Genomic DNA, 20,353 nt, shown 5'->3' on the forward strand with positions numbered 1-20,353 from the left:
CCCGCGTCGTCGGCGTCCGGGTACCTCCTGAGACACCGGCTTCTGCTGCACTGCCCTGTGTCCGTACCGAGTTGACGACACATCAGGGGGCACGGTGGGCACAGCGGGACCTGTGGCGGCGCGGCGCGCCGGGCGGTTCACCACGGCACTGGCCGTTCTCCTCGCCGGCGGCGCGCTGGCGGGCACGGCCCTGGTGGGGGCGGCGGCGCCGGCCAGCGGCGCGCCCGGCGCCGAGCAGATCGCACCGGGGGTGGAGTACCGCGAGTTCGACCTCGCCGCGGCGCACGGCACGGTGCGGGTGCATGTGATCGGCGTCGATCTGGACGACAAGGACGTGCGCGTCGGCCTGTTGCACCCGGACGCCGTGGCGGCGCGGGGCACCGTGTCCCGGCTGGCCACCGCACAGGGGGCGCTCGCCGGGGTCAACGGGGACTTCTTCGACATCACCGAGACCCAGCACCCCGGCGTCGCGGCGACCGGCGCTTCGGTCGGTCCGGAGATCGCGGACGGGCGCGCGCTCAAGGCCGCCGTACCGCGCGGCCAGCGCTTCGGCCCGGCCCTGCCGCCCGGTACGACCACCGAGGACGTGCTCGGCGTGGGCACCGACCGCAGGGCGCGCCTCGACCGGCTGACCCTGTCGGGGACGGTGACCACGCCCGAGGGGCAGGTGAAGCTCGGCGGCTTCAACCAGTACGCGCTGCCGGTCGGTTCGGTCGGCGCCTACACCTCCGACTGGGGGCCCGTCTCCCGCGCCCGGACGGTGTGCGGCACGGACACCGAGCGCGGCGCGCCGTGCAGCAAGGACACCTACGAGGTGACGGTCCGGGACGGCAGGGTGACCCGGACGGCCGGCGCGCCCGGCAGCGGTGCCGTCCCGGACGGCACGACGGTGCTGGTGGGCCGGGAGGCGGGAGCGCAGCGGCTGCGCGCGCTCTCCGTGGGCGAGGCGGTGCGGGTCGAGCACCGGGTGACGGCGGTCTCCGGAGTGCCGTACGCCTTCGCGGTGGGCGGATTCCCGGTGCTGCGCGGCGGCGCGGCGGTGTCCGGGCTCGACGGGGCGACGGCGGCCGTGCGCACCGCCGTGGGCGTCGCGGACGGCGGGCACCGGCTGCTGCTCCTGGCGCTGGACGGGGCGTCCGCGTACCGGAGCGGGCTGACCCTCGCCGAGGTGGCCGCCGCCCTGCGCGACCTGGGGGCGAGCGACGGCTTCAATCTGGACGGCGGCGGCTCCAGCACGCTGGTCGCCCGGGAGCCCGGCGCCACGAAGGTGACGGTGCGCAACCATCCGAGCGACGGCGCCGAACGGGCGGTCGCCAACGGGGTCGGGGTGTTCTCCGGCGCGTGACCCGTCCTTCGGGCAGGCAGCGCGGGGCGCGGACCCCCACCGTGTCAGGGCCGCAGGCTGCTGACGATCTCGGCGGTGGCCGCCAGCCCCTCGTGGATGGTGGGCGCCATGCTGGAGCCGGCCAGGAAGAAGCCGAGCATGCCGCAGACCAGGGCATGGGAGCACTTCAGGGCGCCGTTGCGCACGAAGATGATCGCCAGGATCGCGAGCAGCAGCACCACCGAGATGGAAATGGCCATCGTCAACCTCCTCCGCCACGCCCACTTCGCGGCTTTCGGCCGCAAGTGTGGCGTAGCGGAGGGTTCGACCGGGCGGCTGACGTGTCCGCCGAACGTGTGGTTCTGCCGGTGGCCGCGCGAGCGGTCCTACGGCCTGGCCGGGCGTCCGCCGCGGCCCTCGTGGGCGTGGGCGTCGAGGAAGGCTTCGAGACCGGCGAGGTCGTCGGTGTTGAGGTGGTCGACGCCCGCGGCGAGCAGTTCGCTCCACAGGGCGTCGCGGGCGGGTCCGGGAGCGTCGGGTGTGGCCCAGAACCGCACCCGCTGCCCGTGGGCGTGGGCACGGGCGACGATGCCGCGCAGCGCGCGGCGCTCGGCGGCCGGGAAGGGGCCGGTGCCCTGCCAGGTGAAGTGCGACGTCCAGTCCTCGCTGATCAGCGGGGCGAAGGAGGCGGGCGCGGGACCGCCGAGATCGGTGAGCCGTCCGTCGTAGAAGGCCCGGCGCACCGTCTGGGCCTCCATCGGGCCGCGGGCCGCGCGGTCGCCGGAGATCACGGCGGTGACCGGGCCGGGGCGGACGCGTCCGTGGGCGCAGCTGGTGAACAGGTGCCGGTAGCGGGTCAGACGGCGGTCGAGTTCCCGGTAGGTGGCGGCGCCCTCCGTCTTGATGTCGACGAGGAGCTGGAGCGGCCGGGCGGCTGCGCCTGGGTAGACGGAGCCGTGGTGGGAGCGGACGCGGGCGCCCAGCGGGTCGAGGTAGAGGGTTTCGAGGGTGCGCCGGGGGTCGAGGTCGGCCGGGTCGTGGGCGACCAGGAGCTGTCCGCCGACGAGGTAGATGTCGGCCTCGACGCTGCCGAAGCGGTGGTCGAGGGCGTCCAGGAGGGGGCGCGGGTGCTCGTAGTCGTTGTGCGCGTGGGCGCGCCACAGCGGGCGCGGGCCGGGCCGCCGGTCACCGGCGGCGGCCCGCGCGGCGGGCAGGGCGACGGTGCCCGCGAGGGCGGCACCGAGGGTGGTGAGGGCTCTGCGACGGGTGGTGAGGGCCATGCTCTGCCTCCCTTGAGGGGCGTACGGGACCTCAAGGGAGTATGCGCGGCGCACAGGCCCAACGGGCTCTCAGGCGAAGGGAGTTGGCCGGATGGTCCGCCCGTGTTCACCGGCGGCCCGGACCGGTGGTCCGCCGGCGGTCGGGACCGGTGATCCGCCGGCGGCCGGGACCGGTGGTCCGTCGGCGGTCGGGACGGTGGACGGGCCAGGTGCAGCGGAGGTCCGGGCACGGGGGCGGACCTCCGCCGGTGCGGGTCAGCCGACGGGCGCGGGCGCGGCCGGTGGCGCCGGGAGGTCGACCAGCGCGGCCAGCGTCTCCCGGTGGGCGCCCGCGGTGCCGTACGCGAGTGCGTCGGACTTGGCCCGTTTCAGATACAGGTGCACAGGGTGCTCCCAGGTCATGCCGATGCCGCCGTGCAGCTGCACCGCCTCCTCGGCGGCGTGCACGGCGACGGCGGCCGCGTATGCCTGGGCGACGGCGACCGCCACGTCGGCGTCCTCGTCGCGGGCCAGCGCGTCGGCGGCGTTGCGTGCGGCGGCGCGGAGGTGGACGGTCTCCAGCCAGAGCTGGGCGAGCCGGTGCTTGAGGGCCTGGAAGCCGCCGACGGGCCGGTTGAACTGCTTGCGCTCCTTCAGGTAGGCCACGGTCTGTGTCAGCGTCCATTCGGCCAGGCCCAGTTGCTCGGAGGCGAGCAGTCCCGCCCCGGCGCGCAGGGCGCGGCGCACGGCGGGCTCCGCGTCGCCGATGCGGCGGCCCGCGGCGCCGTCCAGCCGCACGCGGGCGAGCGGCCTGGTCAGGTCCAGGGGCACCTGCGGGACGACGGTCGCGGCGGCGGCGTCGACCGCGTACAGGCCGCCGTCGTCGGCGGGTACGAGCAGGACGTCGGCGACCGCCGCGTCGGCCACGGCGGTCAGCTCCCCGCGCAGGGTGCCGTTCTCGCGGCGCACGACGGCGTGCGGCGCGCCGGGGGCGGTGGACAGGGCGACGGCCAGCACGCCGGTCGAGGCGGCCGTGGCCAGCTCGGTGACGAGGTCGTCCGCCCCGCAGGCCAGCAGCGCCTCGGTGGCGACCACCGCGCTGGTCAGGTAGGGCACGGGCGCGACCGCGCGGCCCAGTTCCTCCAGGACGACGGCGGCCTCGCGGTGGCCGGCGCCCTGGCCGCCGAGTTCCTCGGGCACCAGGAGACCGGCCAGGCCCATGCCGCCGGCCAGGATCTTCCACAGCGGTACGTCGTGCGGGGTGTCCGACTCCGTGCGCGCGAGCACGTCCGGCGCGGCGCAGTGGTCGGTGAGCAGGTCGCGGACGGCGGCCCGCAGCGCCTCTTCCTCCTCGGAGTACAGGAGGTCCGGCCCGGCGTGCGGGCGGGCCGCTCCGGCGGGCAGGGGGTCCGGCTGGGTGCTCATCGGGCCAGGTCCTTCCAGGCGACGTCCTTGTCGGTGCGCGGTTCGGCGGGCAGGCCGAGGACGCGCTCGGCGACGATGTTCAGCAGGATCTCGCTGGTCCCGCCCTCGATGCTGTTGCCCTTGGACCGCAGATAGCGGTATCCGGCGTCCCGGCCGGTGAAGTCGACGAGTTCGGGGCGGCGCATGGTCCAGTCGTCGTACAGGAGCCCTTCCTCGCCGCGCAGTTCGACCTCCAGGCCGCTGATGCGCTGGTTGAGGCCGGCGAAGGCGAGTTTCATGCCGGAGCCCTCGGGGCCGGGCTGTCCGGCGGCGAGTTGCTGGCGCAGCCGCTCGCCGGTGAGCCGGGCGACCTCGGCCTCCACCCACAGGGTCAGCAGCCGCTGGTGCAGGTCGTGGGTGCGCAGCCCGGGGCGTTCGCGCCAGGTCCTGGCGACCGGGCCGATCATGCCGCCCTCGCGGGGCAGCCGCATGCCGCCGATGGAGACGCGCTCGTTCATGAGGGTGGTCTGCGCGACCCGCCAGCCGTCGCCGACCGCGCCGAGCCGGTGGGCGTCGGGGATGCGGACGCCGGTCAGGAAGACCTCGTTGAACTCGGCCTCGCCGGTGATCTGGCGCAGCGGCCTGACCTCGACCCCGGGGTCGGTCATGTCGCACAGGAAGTAGGTGATGCCCTGGTGCTTGGGCAGCGCGGGGTCGGTGCGGGCGATGAGGATGGCCCAGCGGGCGAGGTGGGCGCTGGAGGTCCACACCTTCTGGCCGTCGACGATCCAGTCCTCGCCGTCCCGGACGGCGCGGGTGCCGAGGGCGGCGAGGTCGGACCCGGCGCCCGGCTCGCTGAACAGCTGGCACCAGACCTCCTGTCCGGTCCACAGGGGCCGCAGGAAGCGCCGTTTCTGCTCGTCGGTGCCGTAGCGCAGGAGGGTCGGGGCGGCCATGCCGAGGCCGATGCCGATGCGGTGCGGGTCGTTGTCGGGGGCGCCCGCTGCCTCCAGTTCGGCGTCGACGACGGCCTGGAGGGCGCGGGGGGCGCCGAGTCCGCCGAGTCCTTCGGGGAAGTGCACCCAGGCCAGTCCGGCGTCGAAGCGCGCCCGGAGGAAGGCGAGCCGGTCCGTCGTGGCGGGCGGGTGGGCGGCGAGCAGTTCGCGGGCGCGGCGGCGCAGTCCGGCCGCGTCCAGGGTCTCGGCGGTCACGCGGCGGACCCCTCGCCCCGGGCGGGCAGCACGGAGACGCGGCCGGTGGTGACGCCGTCGGCGACCCGCTGCACCGCGTCCGCCGCGCCGCCGAGCGGCACCCGCTCGCTCACCAGCGGCTTGACGGCGCCGCGGGCGGCCAGTTCGGTGAGCTGCTCGTGGCAGTGCCGCACGAGCTGGGGGTTCTTGGTGTTGTACAGGCCCCAGTGCAGGCCGAGGATCGAGTAGTTCTTGACGAGGGCGTGGTTGAGCGCCGGGGCGGGGACGGTCCCGCCGGCGAAGCCGACGACCACGATCCGGCCCTCGAAGGCGACGGTCTTGGCGGACTGGGTGTACGCCTCGCCGCCGACCGGGTCGTAGACCACGTCGGCGCCCCGGCCGCCGGTGGCCTCCTTGACGGCGGCGACGACATCCTCGGCACGCCGGTCGACGACGACGTCGCAGCCCAGTTCCCGGGCCACGGCCGCCTTGGCGGGGCCGCCGACGACGCCGATGACGGTCGCGCCCGCCGCCTTGCCGAGCTGCACGGCGGCGCTGCCGACGCCGCCGGCCGCGGCGTGCACGAGCAGGGTCTCGCCCGCCTCCAGGCGTGCCCGGCGGTGCAGGCCGAACCAGCCCGTCTGGTAGCCGATGTGCAGGGCGGCGGCCTCGGCGTCGTCCAGCGCCTCGGGCGCGGGCAGCAGGGCGGCCGCGTCCGCGACGGCGTACTCGGCGAAACCGCCGTGGGGCAGGGCCGGGTTGGCGATCACCCTGCGACCGTCCTCGGTCTCGCCGCAGATCTCCACCCCGGGGGTGAAGGGCAGCGGCGGCCGCACCTGGTACTGGCCGCGGCACAGCAGGGCGTCCGGGAAGTTGACGTTGGCGGCGCGCACCGCGAGGAGGACCTGACCGGCGCCGGGCACGGGCCGTTCGGTCTCCTCCAGACGCATCACCTTGCTCGGTTCGCCGTTCTCGTGCACTCGCCATGCCTGCATGCGCCGCCTCCGCGAAACTGCGTCGTCCGATCGGTGACGGCATACTAAGCGGTCGCTTGCCGTGAGGGGAACTCCAGGGAACGCTCGCCCGAGGGGAACTCCGAGTACGGGGAACCTCAGTCGTCCTCCTCGCGCCCGCCCCGCCGCGCGGACCGCGTCGGCCGCGCTCGTACGTGCATCCGCTCGCCCTGCGGTCCGAACAGGCTCAGGAACTCCACCGGCCCCTCCCCCGTCGATCCGAACCAGTGCGGCACGCGCGTGTCGAACTCCGCGGCCTCGCCCGCCGAGAGCACCACGTCGTGCTCGCCCAGCACGATCCGCAGCTTCCCGGACAGCACGTACAGCCACTCGTAGCCCTCGTGGGTACGCAGGTCCGGGTCCTGCTTGCGCCGCGGTTCGAGCACCTTGTACGCCTGGAGCCCGCCGGTCTGCCGGGTGAGCGGCCAGTGGGTGCGACCGCCGCGCACGATGGGCCGGGCCCGCACCCGGGGGTCCCCGACCGGCGGGGCGCCGACCAGTTCGTCGAGCGGCACCTGATGGGCCCGCGCGATCGGCAGCAGCAGTTCCAGGCTGGGTCTGCGCAGCCCGGACTCCAGCCGCGAGAGGGTGCTGACCGAGATGCCGGTGGTCTCCGACAGGCCCGCGAGGGTCACCTCCCGCTCCTTGCGGATCCGCCGCAGCCTCGGCCCCACACCCGCCAGTACGTCGTCCGTCGTGCCCGTAGTGCCCCTAGTGCCCGTCGCGTCCATCGTGTCCGTTGCCATACCCGCCATTGCAGAATCAGCAAAGCCATTTGTCAATCCCGCACGCGTCGAGCGACCGTCGCGAGGAGAGGCGCGATGAACGCGATGACGCGATGAACGCGATGACGCGATGAACGCGATGACGCGATGAACGCGATGAACGCGATGAAAGGGAGGTGGTCACCATGACCGAGCCGGAGCAGACGACCGGAACCGAGCCGCACGACGGACGCGACGGACGCGACGGACGCCCCGGGCGCGAGGGACACGACCGGTACGAGGTGGTCGTCGTCGGCGGCGGCGCGGCCGGGCTCTCCGCCGCGCTGGTCCTCGGCCGGGCCCGGCGCCGTACGCTCGTCGTCGACGCGGGCGAGCCGCGCAACGCGCCCGCCGCCCACATGCAGGGCTACCTGTCGCGGGACGGCATGCCGCCCGCCGAGTTCCTGGCCGCCGGCCGCGAGGAGATCGCGCGGTACGGGGTCGGACTGGTCCGGGACCGGGCGGTGCGCGCCGTACGGGACACCGCGGGCGAGTTCGACGTGACCCTGGCGGGCGGACGCACCGTCCACGCCCGGCACCTGGTCGTCGCCACCGGACTGAAGGACGAGCTGCCCGACGTTCCGGGGCTCGCCGAGCGGTTCGGCGACGACGTGCTGCACTGCCCGTACTGCCACGGCTGGGAGGTGCGCGACCGGGCCTTCGGCGTGCTCGCGACGACCCCGCTGGGCGTGCACCAGGCGCTCATGGTCAGCCAGTGGTCCGGGGACGTGACGCTGTTCCTGCACCGGCTCGGCGAGGACGAGCTGTCCGACACCGACCTGCGCCGGCTGGCGGCGGCCGGAGTGCGCGTCGTGCCGGGCGAGGTGGCGGGGCTCGTCACCGAGGCCGGCCGGCTGAGCGGTGTCCGGCTCGCCGACGGGAGCGTCCACGCCCGTGAGGTCCTCTTCGTCGCCCCGCGCGCGGTGCCCGGAAACGATCTCCTGCGGCAACTGGGCGCCGAGCTGGGCGACACACCGTTCGGCGCCTACCCCGTGATCGACCAGCGGGGACTGACGACCGTCCCGGGCCTGTGGGCCGCGGGCAACGCGAGCGGCTTCGCCGAGCAGGTGGTCAACGCGGCGAGCCGGGGCTACCGCGCCGGTGCGGCCATCAACGGCGACCTGCTCTTCGCCGACCTGGACGCGGCGCTCGCGGCCCAGCCGGAGCGGGAGTCGGAACCGGCGTAGCACGCGCGGCGGCGGCCGGCCGGATGCGCAGGTGTGGAGCGGCCCCCTGCGGTGCACCATGACTGCATGTTGCTCGCCCGGCTGGCTCAGGTGTCACGGGAGGTGGCCGCCGCCTCGGCGCGGTCGCGCAAGACCGCTCTGCTCGCGGAGCTGTTCCGTGAGGCGGCGGCCGAGGACGTGCCGGTCGTCATCCCGTATCTGGCGGGCAGACTGCCCCAGGGGCGGCTGGGCGTCGGCTGGAAGGTGCTCGGCCGCCCGGTGCCGCCGGCCGCCGAGCCCTCCCTGACCGTGCGGGAGGTGGACGCCCGGCTGACGGACCTGGGCGAGGTCTCCGGTCCGGGTGCGCAGGCCGAGCGGGCCCGGATCGTCGGCGCGCTGCTGGCCGCGGCGACCGAGGACGAGCAGCGCTTCCTGCTGGGGCTGCTGACCGGCGAGGTCCGCCAGGGCGCGCTGGACGCGGTCGCGGTCGAGGGGCTCGCCGCGGCGACCGGCGCCCCGGCGGCGGACGTGCGGCGGGCGGTGATGCTGGCCGGATCCCTCCGGACGGTGGCCGCCGCCCTGCTCGCCGACGGCCCGCCCGCGCTGGAGCGGTTCCGGCTCACCGTGGGCCGACCGGTGCTGCCGATGCTGGCGCACAGCGCCTCCTCGGTGGCGGAGGCGGTGGCGAAGCTGGGCGCGTGCGCCGTGGAGGAGAAACTGGACGGCATCCGGGTCCAGGTGCACCGGGACGGCCGGGCCGTACGGATCCACACCCGCACCCTGGACGACATCACCGACCGGCTGCCCGAGGTGCACGCGGCGGCGCTGGCGCTGCCGGGCGAGCGGTTCGTGCTGGACGGCGAGGTGATCTCCTTCACCGCCGAGGGCCGGCCGCGCTCCTTCCAGGAGACGGCCGGACGCGTCGGCTCCCGGCTGGACGTGGCCACCGCCGCGGCCGCGGTCCCCGTCGCACCGGTCTTCTTCGACGCGCTGTCGGTCGGCGACCGCGACCTGCTCGACCTGCCGTTCGCCGAGCGGCACGCCGAGCTGGCTCGGCTGGTACCGGAGCCGATGCGGGTCAGGCGCACCCTCGTCGCGGGCGAGGAGGACGTGCCGCGGGCCGAGGAGTTCCTGGCGCGGACCCTGGAGCGCGGCCACGAGGGCGTGGTCGTCAAGGGGCTCGACGCCCCCTACAGCGCGGGCCGGCGCGGCGCGTCCTGGCTGAAGGTCAAGCCCGTGCACACCCTGGACCTGGTGGTGCTGGGCGCCGAGTGGGGCCACGGCCGCCGCACCGGGCGGCTGTCCAACCTGCACCTGGGGGCGCGGACCGAGGACGGCGGCTTCGTGATGCTGGGCAAGACCTTCAAGGGCATGACCGACGCGCTGCTGGCCTGGCAGACCGAGCGGCTGCGGGAGCTGGCCGTGGAGGAGAGGAGCTGGGGCGTGCTGGTCCGCCCGGAACTGGTCGTGGAGATCGCCTACGACGGGCTCCAGCGGTCCACGCGCTATCCGGCGGGCGTCACCCTGCGCTTCGCCCGGGTGGTGCGCTACCGCGAGGACAAGCGCCCCGAGGAGGCCGACACCGTCGGGACGCTGCTGGCCGCGCACCCGGAGGTACGGCCGTGAGCGGCGGCCCGCGGCGGCGCTCCGGGCGCAGTGCCGGACTGCTGCTGTTCCGGCGCACCGGCCCCGGCGGCCTCGAAGTGCTGCTCGGCCACATGGGCGGCCCGTTCTGGTCCCGGCGCGAGCAGGGCGCGTGGACCGTGCCCAAGGGCGAGTACCAGGAGGACGAACCGGCCTGGCGGGCCGCCCGCCGCGAGTTCCGGGAGGAGCTGGGGCTCGCGCCGCCGGACGGTGAGGCGCTGCCGCTCGGCGAGGTGCGCCAGGCGGGCGGCAAGACGGTGACCGTGTGGGCGGTCGAGGGCGATCTCGACCCGGCGGCGATCGTCCCGGGCACCTTCGTGACCGAGTGGCCGCCGCGCTCCGGACGGACCCAGGAGTTCCCGGAGCTGGACCGGGTGGCCTGGTTCGGGCTCGACGCGGCCCGCGAGGTGATCGTCACCGCCCAGGCCGCGTTTCTCGACCGGCTGGCCGAGCACTCGCTCTGACGAGGGGCCCACGCGTTGCGGCGGGCGGCGCGGCGGGCGAAGGTCGAAGCACAGCCCGCTCCCGAGGGAGGTCAGCCATGTCCATCGCCACGGTGAACCCGGCCACCGGCGAGACGCTCAAGACGTACCAGGCCATGGGCGAGGAGGAGATCGAGCGCCGGCTCCAGCTGGCCGAGGCCACCTTCCGCACGTACCGGACGACGTCCTTCGCCGAGCGGGCCCGCATGCTGGAGCGGGCCGCCGACCTGCTGGACGAGGACCGGGACGAGGTCGCCCGGACCATGACGACGGAGATGGGCAAGCCGGTCACGCAGGCGCGCGCGGAGGCCGCCAAGTGCGCCAAGGCGATGCGCTGGTACGCCGAGCACGCCGAGGAGCTGCTCGCCGACGAGGAACCGGCCGCGGCCGACGTGTCGGACTCCGGCGGCTCGCGGGCCCTGGTGCGCTACCGGCCGCTGGGTCCGGTGCTCGCGGTGATGCCGTGGAACTTCCCGCTGTGGCAGGTGGTGCGCTTCGCCGCGCCCGCGCTGATGGCCGGGAACGTCGGCCTGCTCAAACACGCCTCCAACGTGCCGGGGACCGCCCTGTACCTGGAGGACCTGTTCCACCGGGCGGGCTTCACCGAGGGCTGCTTCCAGACCCTGCTGATCGGCTCGGGCGCGGTCGACGACATCCTGCGCGACGACCGGGTGAAGGCGGCCACGCTCACCGGCAGCGAACCGGCCGGGCGGGCGGTGGCGTCCACCGCCGGGGAGATGATCAAGAAGACGGTGCTGGAGCTGGGCGGCAGCGATCCGTTCGTGGTGATGCCGTCGGCCGACGTGCGGCGGGCCGCCGAGGTCGCGGTGACGGCGCGGGTGCAGAACAACGGGCAGTCGTGCATCGCCGCGAAGCGGTTCATCGTGCACACGGACGTCTACGACGCCTTCACGGAGCGGTTCGTGGCCGGGATGCGGGCCCTGAAGGTGGGCGATCCGACGCAGGAGGACACCGAGGTGGGGCCGCTGGCCAGCGAGCGGGGCCGGGCCGATCTGGAGGAGCTGGTCGACGACGCCCGGCGCGGCGGCGCCGAGGTGCTGTGCGGTGGCGAACGCCCCGCGTGGCCCGGCTGGTACTACCCGCCGACCGTGCTGGCCGGTGTCACCCGGGAGATGCGCGTGCACCGCGAGGAGACCTTCGGACCGGTCGCCACGCTCTACCGCGCCGCCGACCTCGACGAGGCCGTGCTGATCGCCAACGACTCCCCGTTCGGGCTCAGTTCGAACGTGTGGACCAGGGACGAGGCCGAGGTGGACCGGTTCGTACGGGACCTGGAGGCCGGCGGGGTGTATGTGAACGGCATGACCGCCTCGCACCCGGCGTTCCCGTTCGGCGGGATCAAGCGGTCGGGGTACGGGCGTGAGCTGTCCGGGCACGGAATCCGCGAGTTCTGCAACATCACCACGGTGTGGCACGGAGCGTGAGGCTTCCGCGGCTACGATCGCTGGTGTGAACCGCGAAGTGACACTCCCTCTGATCGTCGACGACCGCGGTACCTTGCAGGTGTCCGCCGCCGATGTGAGCAAGCTGCTGCGGACGGTGGGCGGACGGTGGCTGCGGCTGGTGGAGACCGGGCAGGAGAGGCTCGACGAGGACACCGTGGCCGCGCTGACCATCGAACTGGCCAAACTGGCCGACCGGATCGACGTGGCGTGCATCGCGCACAGCAGCGGGGCCGCGTCCGGCTGAGCGCCGCGCGCCCGCCCGGCCCGTGTGACCTCGCCGCCCCCGAGCCGCGGCCGGGCATCCGCCCCTCCCCCGCGCTCCCCTCCCCGGGTTCCCGGGCGCGCTCCCTTTCCCAGGTTCCCGGGCGGGGCCGCGGGTGCGCCGTCCGCGCGCACCGCGTTCACCCCTCCCGCCGTACGGCCCGCGCCCGCCGCCCGCGCACCGCGCGCGGGCCCCCGCCCTCCGTGCCGTCACCGCGCGCCGCGCGGACCCGCTCGGCGCGCACCGCCCCGGCCCGGCGGACGACGCTTCTGACCAGCGTCTTCGTCGTCGTACGCAGCACAGCGACCGGCCCTTGGGCGCCCCCGCCGGGACCGCGCGGCCCCGGCCCTCCGTCCCCGGATTGGAGTAGTCCGGCGCGAGATCGTCGCTCTCCCGGGTGATCGTGGGTGGACCACCCTTCTGGGTGCACCACCCTCTGACCGGGGGGCTACCGGCCTTCCGGAAGGCGAAAGCAGGCACGGATCATGGCGACTTTGTGCAGGCCCTCGGTGTCCGTTCCAGAGCACGTGATCACCATGGAGGAAACGCTGGACCTCGCGCGCTCCCGGCACGCGGACCACCCGCAACTCGCGCTGGCCCTCCGGCTGATCGAGAACACCGGCGTGCGTACCCGGCACATCGTGCAGCCCATCGAGGAGACCCTGAAGCACCCGGGTTTCCAGGAGCGCAACAAGCTCTACGAGCACGAGGCCAAGGCCCGGGTCCCCGCGGTCATCCAGCGGGCACTCGACGACGCGGAACTCCTGACCACCGACATCGACGTCATCATCTACGTCTCGTGCACGGGCTTCATGATGCCCTCGCTCACGGCGTGGCTGATCAACGAGATGGCCTTCGACTCCACGACCCGTCAGATACCCATAGCGCAGCTCGGCTGCGCGGCGGGCGGCGCGGCGATCAACCGCGCGCACGACTTCTGCACGGCCTACCCGGACGCCAACGCGCTCATCGTGGCCTGCGAGTTCTGCTCGCTGTGCTACCAGCCCACCGACATCGGTGTCGGCTCGCTGCTGTCCAACGGGCTGTTCGGCGACGGCATCGCCGCCGCCGTGGTCCGCGGCACCGGTGGCACCGGAGTGCGCCTGGCGCGCAACGGCTCGTACCTGATCCCCAAGACCGAGGACTGGATCGCGTACGACGTCCGGGAGACCGGCTTCCACTTCCTGCTGGACAAGCGGGTGCCCACCACCATGGAGCCGCTCGCCCCGGCGCTCCAGGACCTGGCCGGGCTGCACGGCTGGGACGCCTCCGACCTCGACTTCTACGTCATCCACGCGGGCGGTCCGCGCATCCTCGACGACCTCACCAAGTTCCTGAAGGTCGAGCCGCACGCGTTCCGCTTCAGCCGGTCCACGCTCACCGAGTACGGCAACATCGCCAGCGCCGTCGTGCTGGACGCGCTGCGCCGGCTGTTCGACGAGGGCGGCGTCCAGGACGGCGCGCGCGGGCTGCTCGCCGGGTTCGGCCCCGGCATCACCGCCGAGATGTCGCTCGGCAACTGGCAGATCGGGGACCAGTCATGAGCGAGAAGACGCTCACCGAACCGGATCCGGCCGCGGGCGAGCAGTGCCCGGTGCGGCACTGGCCGGCCCTCGATCTGACCGGGGTCGACTTCGACCCGGTCCTGGCCGACCTGATGGAGGAGGGCCCGGTCACCCGGATCCAGCTGCCCAACGGTGAGGGCTGGGCCTGGCTGGTGACCCGCATGGACGATGTGCGGCTGGTCACCAACGACGCCCGGTTCAGCCGGGAGGCCGTCATGGACCGGCAGGTCACCAGGCTGGCCCCGCACTTCATCCCGTCCCGGGGCGCGGTCGGCTTCCTGGACCCGCCCGACCACAACCGGCTGCGCCGGTCGGTGGCGCCCGCGTTCACGGCGCGCGGCGTGGAGCGGGTGCGCGACAGCGCCCGGCGGATGCTGGCCGAGCTCGTCGACGAACTCGTGGCGGCCGGGCCGCCCGCCGATCTGACGGCAGCGGTGCTCAGCCCCTTCCCGATCGCGGTGATCTGCGAGCTGATGGGTGTCCCGGCCGCCGACCGGCACGCGATGCACACCTGGACCCAGTACATCCTGTCCTCCTCGCACGGCGCCGACGTCAGCGAGCAGGCCAAGGAGGAGATGGGCGCGTACTTCACGGAGCTGATCGACGCGCGCGCGGACAGCACCGACGAGGACGTCGCCTCGCTGCTCGGTGCCGCCGTGGGACGGCGCGAGATCACTCTGGAGGAGGCCGTGGGTCTCGCGGTGCTCCTCCAGATCGGCGGCGAGGCGGTCACCAACAACAGCGGGCAGATGTTCTACCTGCTGCTGACCCGGCCCGAACTGGCGGACCGGCTGCGTGCCGACCCCTCGGTCCGGCCGCAGGCCATCGACGAGCTGCTCCGCTACATCCCGCACCGCAACGCGGTCGGTCTGTCCCGGATCGCCCTGGAGGACGTGGAGATCAAGGGGGTGCGGATCCGGGCGGGCGACGCGATCTACGTGTCCTACCTGTCGGCCAACCGCGACCCGGAGGTCTTCCCCGACCCGGAGCGGATCGACTTCACGCGCAGCCCCAACCCGCACGTGGCGTTCGGGTTCGGCCCGCACTACTGTCCGGGCGGCCAGCTGGCCCGGATGGAGTCCGAACTGCTGGTGGACGCCCTCCTCGACCGGCTGCCGGGGCTGCGGCTCGCGGTGGCGCCGGAGCAGGTGCCGTTCCGCAAGGGCGCGTTGATCCGCGGTCCCGAGGCCCTGCCCGTGGCGTGGTGAGCGCCGATGACGACGATCGAGCCGCCGCTTCCCGCGATCGAGGATCCCGAACTCGCCGCGGTGGACGGGCTGCTCGTGCCACCGGGCCACGGCCGGGTGGTCGAGACGGCCGCCCAGCGGGTGACGTTCAAGGTGACCGGTTCGCACTCGCGCACCTCCTCCACCTTCGAGGTGGAGGTCCCGCCGGGCTTCGACGTGGGCGCCCATGTGCACACGCGCAGCGAGGAGTTGTTCTACGTGCTGGAGGGCGAGCTGGACGTGCTCGCGTTCGAGCCGCGGGTGCGGACGCCCGACCGCTGGCAGAAGTGGGAGTCCCGGTCCGGCAACCGCGTGGTGCGGGCCACCCCGGGCACGGTCATCGCCGTGCCCCCGGGCTGTCCGCACGCGTTCGCCAACCCCACGGACAGCCCGGCGAAGATGTTCTTCCAGGCGTCCCCGCCGCCGGACCATGAGCGGTACTTCGAGGAGCTGCTGGAGATCCTCAGGAGCGGCGGGCCGCCCGACCACGCGGCGATCGAGGCACTGCGGCGGCGCTACGACATCGAGCAGCTGACCCCGCTCAGGCACCGCTGACGGCCCGCCCCGGCGCCTCGGCCGCGCCCCGGTGACCGCCGGCGGACCCGTCGTCCGCCGGCGGACCGCCGTCACCGGAGCGTCCCGGGCGGTGGGCGGATCAGCGGATCGGCAGGCCGGAGACCGTACGGGAGATGACCAGCCGCTGGATCTCGCTGGTGCCCTCGAAGATGGTGTAGATCGCCGCGTCGCGGTGCATCCGCTCCACCGGGTACTCGCGGGTGTAGCCGTTGCCGCCCAGGATCTGGATGGCCTGGCCGGTGACCTTCTTCGCGGTCTCGCTGGCGAACAGCTTGGACATCGAGCCCTCGGCGGCGGTGAACGGCTTGCCGTTGATCGCCATCCAGGAGGCGCGCCACACCATCAGACGGGCCGCGTCGACGGAGGTGGCCATGTCGGCGAGCTGGAAGGCCACGCCCTGGTTGTCGATGATCGGCCGGCCGAACTGCTCGCGGGTCTTCGCGTAGTCGAGGGCGACCTCGTAGGCGGCGCGCGCGGTGCCGACGGCCATGGCGCCGACCGCGGGGCGGGACGCCTCGAAGGTGGCCATCGCCGCGTTCTTCACCCGCTCGCCGCCCGCCTCGGCCTTCTCGCGGGCGCGGGCGAGGCGCTCGTCCAGCTTCTCCTTGCCGCCGAGCAGGCAGGAGCCGGGGACGCGCACATGGTCGAGGACGACCTCGGCTGTGTGCGAGGCGCGGATGCCGTGCTTCTTGAACTTCTGGCCCTGGGACAGGCCCGGGGTGCCGGGCGGGACGATGAAGGAGGCGTGCCCCTTGGAGCCAAGGCCGGGGTCGACGGAGGCCACGACGACGTGGACGTTGGCTATGCCGCCGTTGGTCGCCCAGGTCTTGGTGCCGTTGAGCACCCACTCGTCCTTGGCCTCGTCGTAGACGGCGCGGGTGCGCATGGACGCGACATCGGAGCCGGCGTCGGGCTCGGAGGAGCAGAAGGCGGCCACCTTGACGTCGCTGGGGTCGCCGTACATCTGCGGGATCCAGGTGCCGATCTGCTCCTCGGTGCCGTTGGCGAGGACGCCGACGGCGGCGAGGCCGGTGCCGACGATCGACAGGGCGATGCCCGCGTCGCCCCAGAACAGCTCCTCCATGGCCATCGGGATGCCGAGGCCGGTGGCGTCGAAGTACTGCTGGGCGTAGAAGTCCAGGGAGTAGATGCCGACCTTGGCGGCCTCCTGGATGACCGGCCAGGGAGTCTCCTCACGCTCGTCCCATTCGGCGGCGGCGGGGCGGATCACATCGGCGGCGAAGCCGTGCAGCCAGTCCCGCACCTCCTTCTGTTCGTCGTTGAGCTCCATGGTGAACTCGGCCATGTCCCCTCCAGCGGCACACTGTGGTGTTACTTGCGGTAACCGTACTGTGTTACCGATCAGTAGGAGAAGTCAAGTGCCGCTGCCGCCTCGGCAGCCCGTTCGATGCCGGGGCCCGGTCAGTGTTAGTTTGCGCAGGCGTCACCGAATCAGCACGGGTGGGGAGAGATCATGGACACCACGCAGCGGACCGATCAGCAGCGGTCCGCCGACCGCCGACGGCGCGAGCTGCTGGAGGCCGCCGACCGGGTGGTGCTGCGCGACGGTCCGCACGCGTCGATGAACGCCATCGCCGCCGAGGCGGGCATCACCAAGCCGATCCTCTACCGCCACTTCGGCGACAAGGGCGGCCTGTACGCCGCCCTCGCCAAGCGGCACACCGACGCCCTGCTCGACTCGCTGCGGACCGCCCTCGACGCCCCCGCCGAGCGGCGCGCCCGCGTCGAGGCCACGCTCGACACCTATCTCACCGCGATCGAGGCCAGGCCCCAGGTGTACCGCTTCCTGATGCATCCGGCGGAGGGCGGCCAGGGCGGCGACCAGGGCTTCGACGTCGGCAAGCACTCCGCGCCGCTGCTGCGCCGGATGGGCGAGGAGCTGGCCCAGGTCATCGGGGAACGCCTCGACCTCGGGCCGGGCGGCCAGCAGCTGGCCCGGGTGTGGGGGCACGGCATCGTCGGCATGATGCACGCGGCCGGCGACTGGTGGCTGGGCGAGCGCCCCTGCTCGCGCGCGGAACTGGTGCGCAGCCTCGCCGATCTGCTGTGGGGCCGGCTCGCGGGCGCCGGCGACAAGGCCGGAGGACCCGGCTTCTAGCCCGCACGCCCCGGGCCCGGCGCCCGCCGGTCCGGATTCCCGCCCGGCCCCGGATCCCCGCCCGGCCGCGGACACCCACCAGGATCCGTGGTTCCCGCCCGGCCCGGCGCTCCCGCCGTCACCCCCGGCGGGCCCAGGGTGCCCGCGCCGCCTGCCGCAGCACCCTGCGCCGGCGCAGGCCCGTGACATGATCCACATACAGGCGGCCGTCCAGATGGTCGCACTCGTGCTGGAGGCAGCGGGCGAAGAATCCCGTCCCCTCGACCGTCACCGGCTCCCCCGTCACTGTGAATCCCGCCACGACCGCGCGGTCGTGGCGCTCGGTCCCCGCCTCCAGGCCCGGCAGCGAGAGACAGCCCTCCGGACCGCGCAGCACGATGCCGTCCGCCGCCACCAGACGGGGATTCACCACATGCCCCAGATGCCGCACGTCCTCGTCGTCGGGGCAGTCGTAGACGAACACCCGCAGTGGCTCGCCCACCTGGTTCGCGGCCAGTCCCACCCCCCGCGCGGCGTACATCGTGGCGAACAAGTCCTCCACGAGCGAGGCCAGTTCGGGACCGAAGCCGGTGACCTCCCGGCAGGGTGCGCGCAGCGCCTCGTCGCCGAAGAGGGTGAGGGGCCGTACGCGCCCGCGGGCGCCGGGGATCGAGCCGTGTCGCATGGCGGCAAGGGTACGGTCCTTCTGCACGCGCGAACGGCGCGCGAGCGCCGCAGGGGTGCCGGAATTCGGGTGCGTGAACGGATCTCGATAGGCTGAGGTCCACACCACGTTGCCGGATGGCTCAGGCGCGGCGCGTACGCAAGGAGGATCGAGAACTGATGGCAGGCAACTCGGACCCGCTCACGCCGCGGGCCAAGCTGGCCGTGACCGCGGGCAAGGCGGTCGCGGCGGCATCGCGCGCCGCGGGGCGCGGCAGCGGTTCGGTGATCGGCGGCCGGGTGGCACTCAAACTCGACCCCGACCTGCTGGCCCGGCTCGCCCAGAACCTGGATGTCATCCTGGTGTCGGCGACCAACGGCAAGACCACCACCACCCGGCTCATCGCCGAGGCGCTGCGGGCCGCGGGCCCGGTGGTGTCCAACGCGCTCGGCGCCAACATGCCGGCGGGCATCACCTCGGCGCTGGCGGGCGGCTCGGACGCCAAGTTCGGTGTGATCGAGGTCGACGAGAAGTACCTCGCGGGCGTCGCCCGGGACACCGACCCCAAGTGCATCGCGCTGCTCAACCTCTCCCGCGACCAGCTGGACCGGGCCGCCGAGACCCGGATGCTCGCCGAGAACTGGCGGGAGGGACTCGCCGGTTCCAAGGCCGTGGTCGTCGCCAACTGCGACGACCCGCTGGTGGTGTGGGCCGCGTCCTCCTCGCCCAATGTGATCTGGGTGGCCGCCGGGCAGATGTGGAAGGACGACGCCTGGTCCTGCCCGTCCTGCGGCGGTGTGATGCAGCGTCCGGGCGACGACTGGTTCTGCGCCGAGTGCGGTTTCCGCCGACCCACGCCCAGCTGGGCCCTGTCCGGCGACCACGTCCTGGACCCGCACGGCTCGGCCTGGCCGATCCACCTCCAGCTGCCGGGCCGCGCCAACAAGGCCAACGCCGCCTCCTCGGCGGCCGTCGCCGCCGTCTTCGGGGTGCCGCCGCAGGTCGCGCTGGAGCGGATGTACCAGGTGCAGGCGGTCGCCGGACGCTACGACGTCGTGCAGTTCCAGGGCCGCGACCTGCGCCTGCTGCTGGCCAAGAACCCGGCCGGCTGGCTGGAGACCTTCTCGCTGATCGACCCGCCGCCGACCCCGGTCATCCTCTCGGTGAACGCGCGCGGCGCCGACGGCACCGACACCTCCTGGCTGTGGGACGTCGACTACACCCGTCTCACCGGCCACCCGCTCCTCGTGATCGGCGACCGGAAGCTGGACCTCGCGGTGCGTCTGGAGGTGGCGAACCAGCACTTCCAGGTCTGCGAGAACCTCGACCAGGCCGTGCAGCAGGCGCCGCCCGGCCGGATCGAGGTCATCGCCAACTACACCGCGTTCCAGGACCTGCGCCGCCGCGTCGGCAACTGATCACGAAGGACGAGCACTTCATGAGCGACAACCAACTGCGGCTGGTGTGGATCTACCCGGACCTGCTGAGCACCTACGGCGACCAGGGCAACGCGCTCGTCGTGGAGCGCCGGGCCCGGCAGCGCGGCCTGGACGTGGCCCGCCTGGACGTGCGCAGCGACCAGCCGATCCCGACCTCCGGCGACATCTACCTGATCGGCGGCGGCGAGGACCGCCCGCAGCGGCTGGCGGCGGAGCGGCTGCGCCGCGACGGCCACCTGTACCAGGCGGTGCAGAACGGCGCCATCGTCTTCTCGGTCTGCGCCGGCTACCAGATCCTCGGCCACGAGTTCGTCAACGACCTCGGCCAGCGCGAGCCGGGCCTCGGCCTGCTCGACGTGGTGTCCGTGCGCGGCGAGGGCGAGCGGTGCGTCGGCGACGTCCTCGGCGACGTCGACCCGCGCCTCGGGCTGCCCCAGCTGACCGGCTTCGAGAACCACCAGGGCGTCACCCACCTCGGCCCGGCCGCCCGGCCGCTCGCCCAGGTGCGCGTCGGCCGGGGCAACGGCACCGGCGACGGCACGGAGGGCGCGTACAACGACACGGTCTTCGGCACCTACATGCACGGTCCCGTGCTGGCCCGCAATCCGCAGATCGCGGACCTGCTGCTGAAGCTCGCCCTCGACGTCAACGCCCTGCCGCCGATCGACGACCGCTGGTACGAGGCCCTGCGCACCGAGCGCATCGCCGCCGCCGAGCAGCCCGCCTGAGCGCGGACGGCACGGCACGGCGGCCCGCGGGCGCGCCGGGGAAACCTCCCGGGCGCGCCCGCGGTGTCTCCCGGCGGCCGCGG

At 73.9% G+C, this 20,353-nt stretch carries 20 protein-coding genes and 1 pseudogene; 12 read left to right on the top strand and 9 right to left on the bottom strand.

All coding sequences use genetic code 11. From position 1 onward, the window contains the following. Nucleotides 1–112 precede the first annotated feature (112 nt). Nucleotides 113–1,345 (top strand): phosphodiester glycosidase family protein, encoded by a 1,233-nt coding sequence (locus tag A8713_RS03955; RefSeq protein WP_079158829.1) that lies wholly within the window; start codon nt 113–115, stop codon nt 1,343–1,345. Between the two features lie 44 nt (nt 1,346–1,389). On the opposite strand, the gene A8713_RS03960 is transcribed toward A8713_RS03955, so the two are convergent. The 6 genes from A8713_RS03960 to A8713_RS03985 form a co-directional block, all read right to left on the bottom strand. Continuing rightward, the gene (locus A8713_RS03960) at nt 1,390–1,584 is read right to left on the bottom strand and encodes a hypothetical protein (protein WP_018571071.1); all 195 of its coding nucleotides are present in this window, start codon (nt 1,582–1,584) and stop codon (nt 1,390–1,392) included. A gap of 126 nt (nt 1,585–1,710) precedes the next feature. Continuing rightward, nucleotides 1,711–2,604, bottom strand: coding sequence for a phosphatidylinositol-specific phospholipase C/glycerophosphodiester phosphodiesterase family protein (locus tag A8713_RS03965; RefSeq protein WP_064531438.1), 894 nt, complete (start codon nt 2,602–2,604; stop codon nt 1,711–1,713). 255 nt (nt 2,605–2,859) lie between these two features. Further along, nucleotides 2,860–4,008, bottom strand: coding sequence for an acyl-CoA dehydrogenase family protein (locus A8713_RS03970; protein WP_064531439.1), 1,149 nt, complete (start codon nt 4,006–4,008; stop codon nt 2,860–2,862). Then, the gene (locus A8713_RS03975; protein ID WP_064531440.1) at nt 4,005–5,198 is read right to left on the bottom strand and encodes an acyl-CoA dehydrogenase family protein; all 1,194 of its coding nucleotides are present in this window, start codon (nt 5,196–5,198) and stop codon (nt 4,005–4,007) included. The genes A8713_RS03970 and A8713_RS03975 overlap by 4 nt, the downstream gene beginning before the upstream one ends. Further along, on the bottom strand, nt 5,195–6,172 hold the full coding sequence (locus tag A8713_RS03980; protein WP_064531441.1) for an NADPH:quinone oxidoreductase family protein: 978 nt from the start codon (nt 6,170–6,172) through the stop codon (nt 5,195–5,197). Before A8713_RS03980 ends, A8713_RS03975 begins: the two co-directional genes overlap by 4 nt. 116 nt (nt 6,173–6,288) lie before the next feature. After that, nucleotides 6,289–6,936, bottom strand: coding sequence for a helix-turn-helix domain-containing protein (locus A8713_RS03985; protein WP_079158830.1), 648 nt, complete (start codon nt 6,934–6,936; stop codon nt 6,289–6,291). Nucleotides 6,937–7,100: 164 nt separating this feature from the next. On the opposite strand from A8713_RS03985, the gene A8713_RS03990 reads away from it, so the two are divergent. The 5 genes from A8713_RS03990 (at nt 7,101) to A8713_RS04010 (ending at nt 11,956) form a co-directional block, all read left to right on the top strand. After that, entirely contained in the window at nt 7,101–8,141 is a 1,041-nt protein-coding gene (locus tag A8713_RS03990) for an NAD(P)/FAD-dependent oxidoreductase (RefSeq protein ID WP_237305301.1), read from the top strand. Nucleotides 8,142–8,207: 66 nt separating this feature from the next. After that, entirely contained in the window at nt 8,208–9,746 is a 1,539-nt protein-coding gene (locus tag A8713_RS03995; RefSeq protein WP_064531443.1) for an ATP-dependent DNA ligase, read from the top strand. Next, a complete protein-coding gene (locus tag A8713_RS04000) occupies nt 9,743–10,228 on the top strand; it encodes an NUDIX domain-containing protein (protein WP_064531444.1) in 486 nt (161 codons plus the stop codon). The genes A8713_RS03995 and A8713_RS04000 overlap by 4 nt, the downstream gene beginning before the upstream one ends. Nucleotides 10,229–10,305: 77 nt before the next feature. After that, nucleotides 10,306–11,691: an NADP-dependent succinic semialdehyde dehydrogenase gene (locus tag A8713_RS04005; protein ID WP_064531445.1), complete on the top strand. Its 1,386-nt coding sequence runs from the start codon at nt 10,306–10,308 to the stop codon at nt 11,689–11,691. 25 nt (nt 11,692–11,716) lie between these two features. Next, entirely contained in the window at nt 11,717–11,956 is a 240-nt protein-coding gene (locus tag A8713_RS04010) for a DUF6213 family protein (protein WP_018571081.1), read from the top strand. 157 nt (nt 11,957–12,113) lie between these two features. Here A8713_RS04010 and A8713_RS33470 read toward each other — a convergent pair whose 3' ends face one another. Further along, nucleotides 12,114–12,275: a hypothetical protein gene (locus A8713_RS33470; protein WP_159393070.1), complete on the bottom strand. Its 162-nt coding sequence runs from the start codon at nt 12,273–12,275 to the stop codon at nt 12,114–12,116. A 175-nt stretch (nt 12,276–12,450) separates the two neighbouring features. Here A8713_RS33470 and A8713_RS04015 point away from each other — a divergent pair. The 3 genes and pseudogenes from A8713_RS04015 to A8713_RS04025 all read left to right on the top strand — a co-directional run. After that, nucleotides 12,451–13,518, top strand: a pseudogene (locus A8713_RS04015) (type III polyketide synthase); the annotation flags it as partial. Next, nucleotides 13,515–14,747 carry a cytochrome P450 gene (locus A8713_RS04020; RefSeq protein WP_064531446.1) on the top strand — a complete coding sequence of 411 codons (1,233 nt, stop codon included), beginning with the start codon at nt 13,515–13,517 and terminating at the stop codon, nt 14,745–14,747. The pseudogene A8713_RS04015 and the gene A8713_RS04020, both read left to right, overlap by 4 nt. A 6-nt stretch (nt 14,748–14,753) precedes the next feature. Next, the gene (locus tag A8713_RS04025) at nt 14,754–15,320 is read left to right on the top strand and encodes a cupin domain-containing protein (RefSeq protein WP_018571084.1); all 567 of its coding nucleotides are present in this window, start codon (nt 14,754–14,756) and stop codon (nt 15,318–15,320) included. Between the two features lie 100 nt (nt 15,321–15,420). Here A8713_RS04025 and A8713_RS04030 read toward each other — a convergent pair whose 3' ends face one another. After that, nucleotides 15,421–16,647, bottom strand: coding sequence for an acyl-CoA dehydrogenase family protein (locus A8713_RS04030; protein WP_064531447.1), 1,227 nt, complete (start codon nt 16,645–16,647; stop codon nt 15,421–15,423). A gap of 168 nt (nt 16,648–16,815) precedes the next feature. Between A8713_RS04030 and A8713_RS04035 the strand changes: the two genes are divergently transcribed. Then, nucleotides 16,816–17,460 carry a TetR family transcriptional regulator gene (locus tag A8713_RS04035; RefSeq protein ID WP_064531448.1) on the top strand — a complete coding sequence of 215 codons (645 nt, stop codon included), beginning with the start codon at nt 16,816–16,818 and terminating at the stop codon, nt 17,458–17,460. Between the two features lie 118 nt (nt 17,461–17,578). Here the strand turns inward: A8713_RS04035 and def are convergent, their stop codons facing one another. Continuing rightward, complete coding sequence (gene def, locus A8713_RS04040; protein WP_064531449.1) at nt 17,579–18,124, bottom strand: peptide deformylase; 546 nt, start codon at nt 18,122–18,124, stop codon at nt 17,579–17,581. Between the two features lie 158 nt (nt 18,125–18,282). On the opposite strand from def, the gene A8713_RS04045 reads away from it, so the two are divergent. Both A8713_RS04045 and A8713_RS04050 read left to right on the top strand, forming a co-directional pair. After that, nucleotides 18,283–19,521 carry a MurT ligase domain-containing protein gene (locus A8713_RS04045; protein ID WP_064531450.1) on the top strand — a complete coding sequence of 413 codons (1,239 nt, stop codon included), beginning with the start codon at nt 18,283–18,285 and terminating at the stop codon, nt 19,519–19,521. Between the two features lie 20 nt (nt 19,522–19,541). Then, nucleotides 19,542–20,270, top strand: a complete 729-nt coding sequence (locus A8713_RS04050) for a type 1 glutamine amidotransferase (RefSeq protein ID WP_064531451.1) — start codon at nt 19,542–19,544, stop codon at nt 20,268–20,270. The last annotated feature ends 83 nt before the right edge of the window (nt 20,271–20,353 follow it).

Source organism: Streptomyces sp. SAT1, from assembly GCF_001654495.1.
Lineage (GTDB): Bacteria > Actinomycetota > Actinomycetes > Streptomycetales > Streptomycetaceae > Streptomyces > Streptomyces andamanensis.